At 31.5% G+C, this 2,146-nt stretch carries 3 protein-coding genes; all 3 read right to left on the reverse strand.

Annotated elements, in window-relative coordinates:
• Positions 1-97: 97 nt before the first annotated feature.
• Entirely contained in the window at positions 98-703 is a 606-nt protein-coding gene (locus KO515_RS16045) for a hypothetical protein (protein WP_215937353.1), read from the reverse strand.
• A 275-nt stretch (positions 704-978) separates the two neighbouring features.
• The gene (locus KO515_RS16050; protein ID WP_215937354.1) at positions 979-1,509 is read right to left on the reverse strand and encodes a hypothetical protein; all 531 of its coding nucleotides are present in this window, start codon (positions 1,507-1,509) and stop codon (positions 979-981) included.
• 202 nt (positions 1,510-1,711) lie between these two features.
• The gene (locus KO515_RS16055) at positions 1,712-2,086 is read right to left on the reverse strand and encodes a hypothetical protein (protein ID WP_215937355.1); all 375 of its coding nucleotides are present in this window, start codon (positions 2,084-2,086) and stop codon (positions 1,712-1,714) included.
• Between the last annotated feature and the right edge of the window lie 60 nt (positions 2,087-2,146).

Below are 2,146 nucleotides of genomic sequence, written 5' to 3' on the forward strand. Positions count from 1 at the left end.
TAAACAAAAACGAACGCGATAAAATTCCGAAGGAATTTTCCAAATAAGCAACGACCAAAGCAATTAATTATACACGGTGTTACCTGCTGTGCTTTATTTACAATTTCTTTTTAATAATTTCTATAAATATTCGTCCATTTAAAGGTGTCCATATTTCTGTGAAATCATCTTCCTCGGTTTTTATTCTTTGAAATTCAAACACTTTGTCGCTTGTTAAATCTCCCAAATATTTTAGAGGAATTTCTTTAATAATTCCGAAAAGCAATTTGTCTCCTCCTTCGCAAGTCGTGGCAATGTGCAATTCAGTCGGCTCAAAAGTCAATTCATAAATCAGTTTACCTTTCTCATTATAGAATTTCCATAATCCAGTTCTGTAGTTATGAAAAGCACGAAATGCTCCGCCAACGCCACATCCTATATAAGAGCCTAATTTATAATTCCCATCAGTTTTTACATTTCCGTTTTCATAGTATTCTTTCCAATGTCCAACCTTTAAGTCACTAATTCCATTTTTGTCAACAGCTACAGCTCCTTTTCCGATTATAGTTCCGTTGTGAGTTAATTCAATTATTGTGTCTCGTTCTGGAAGTCCGTTTTTTAATTCTCCATATTGTTTGTCATTCGAAATATAGATTGCATCTTCTTGTCCGATTACGAACTGAAATTGAAAAAGAATAATTAATATGTAAGCGATGTTCTTCATTTTTTCGGCATTGCAGGTAACGTGTTTGTATATGGTTTGTTGCGTAGTTTGGCACGTAATTTAGCAAATAAAAACCGAATAGAAAATCCGAGAGGATTTTCGCAAGTAGGCTAGAACAAGCAATAAATTATATACGGTGTTGGCAATAGTTTTTTCGCTAACAATTTCTACTTAATTTTATCGGAATCTTCATTCGCGTATTTTAAAATTAGGTCTAAAACACCTTTTATTTTTCCTACTCGATATGCTTTTGAGATTTCCTGTATTCTAATTGCTTAATTCCTTGCGATTTCAACATCTGGCTTTATTGCTTTAAACGCAGAAACAATAGAGAAAATGAATGGTAACAATAAAATTAATAATGAAATAGAAACTATTTGTCTGTGAACAAGAATGTTATTGTCACTATATGCTCCAAAAAATAAATATCCGATTGATGTTATTATTACTATTAAATGAAATATTATATATTTTTTCCAAACTCGGAATAGCTTTTCTTCAATTTGCACAAAGCTAAAATCCATACCATTTAGGAAATTAGTATATGTAGATAAGAATAAGTTTTTTTTCGTAATATTTTCTTTTTCAAGGCTATTTACTAATTCCTCTAACATTTTGAAAGAGTATTTTCGGATTTGAGCACTTCTCATTAGGCTACTAACTCTAAAATATTTTACGAAGTCAGGAACAAATGTTATAATAAAATATATAGCTAAAAGCACTTTAAATAAAGTATCAAAATTTTGTGGTTGAACCCAATTATCAGCATTATTCCAAAAATTTAAAGAGTGATGTAAACTAATCATATTTAATCATATCGATTTGAATTGTTATTGAATTTGGCTGGTTCTCAAATTATTGCCAACGTGTTAGTATATGGAAAGTTGCGGGTTTGCGTGCGAGGAATTTCCGAAGGAAATTCAGACGTAGCAAACGTGCAACGACCTTTGATTAAGCACAAAACAGCAATTTTTTATATACTGTGTTGTGTGTAGTTTTTTATTTTTTTTAGTTCAGTTTTGGCATTAATTTCCGTGTTTGTTTTAACGCTCTGTGTTTAATTCCCATTTCAGATATCAAGTCAAGATAATCACAAAATTGTGTGTTAAATTTCCTGTATTCAGTTCGGTTTTCAATATGAATTTCCCAAAGTGCTCCAGAACCACCAAACAATTCCCGACTAACAACTAATTTTTTAAATTCCGATTCATTCTTATTTTTAGCCGCAAGTCGGATTTCAGATAAATAGTCGACATAAAAACCAAGTCCGTTATCAATCAGAGTTTGTTCGAGCAAATCAGATTTCAGAGTCAGTTCCGAAACGTTTTTATCCGAAAAGTCAATCGGTATTTTCTGTTTTTTCAGAAAGTCAAATATTCCCATTTAGTTTCTTTTCAGTTCGTTGCTCAAATTACACACAACGGTTTTGTGTATGGTTAGTTG

The sequence above is a fragment of the Winogradskyella psychrotolerans genome, assembly GCF_018860545.1.
Taxonomy (GTDB): domain Bacteria; phylum Bacteroidota; class Bacteroidia; order Flavobacteriales; family Flavobacteriaceae; genus Winogradskyella; species Winogradskyella psychrotolerans_A.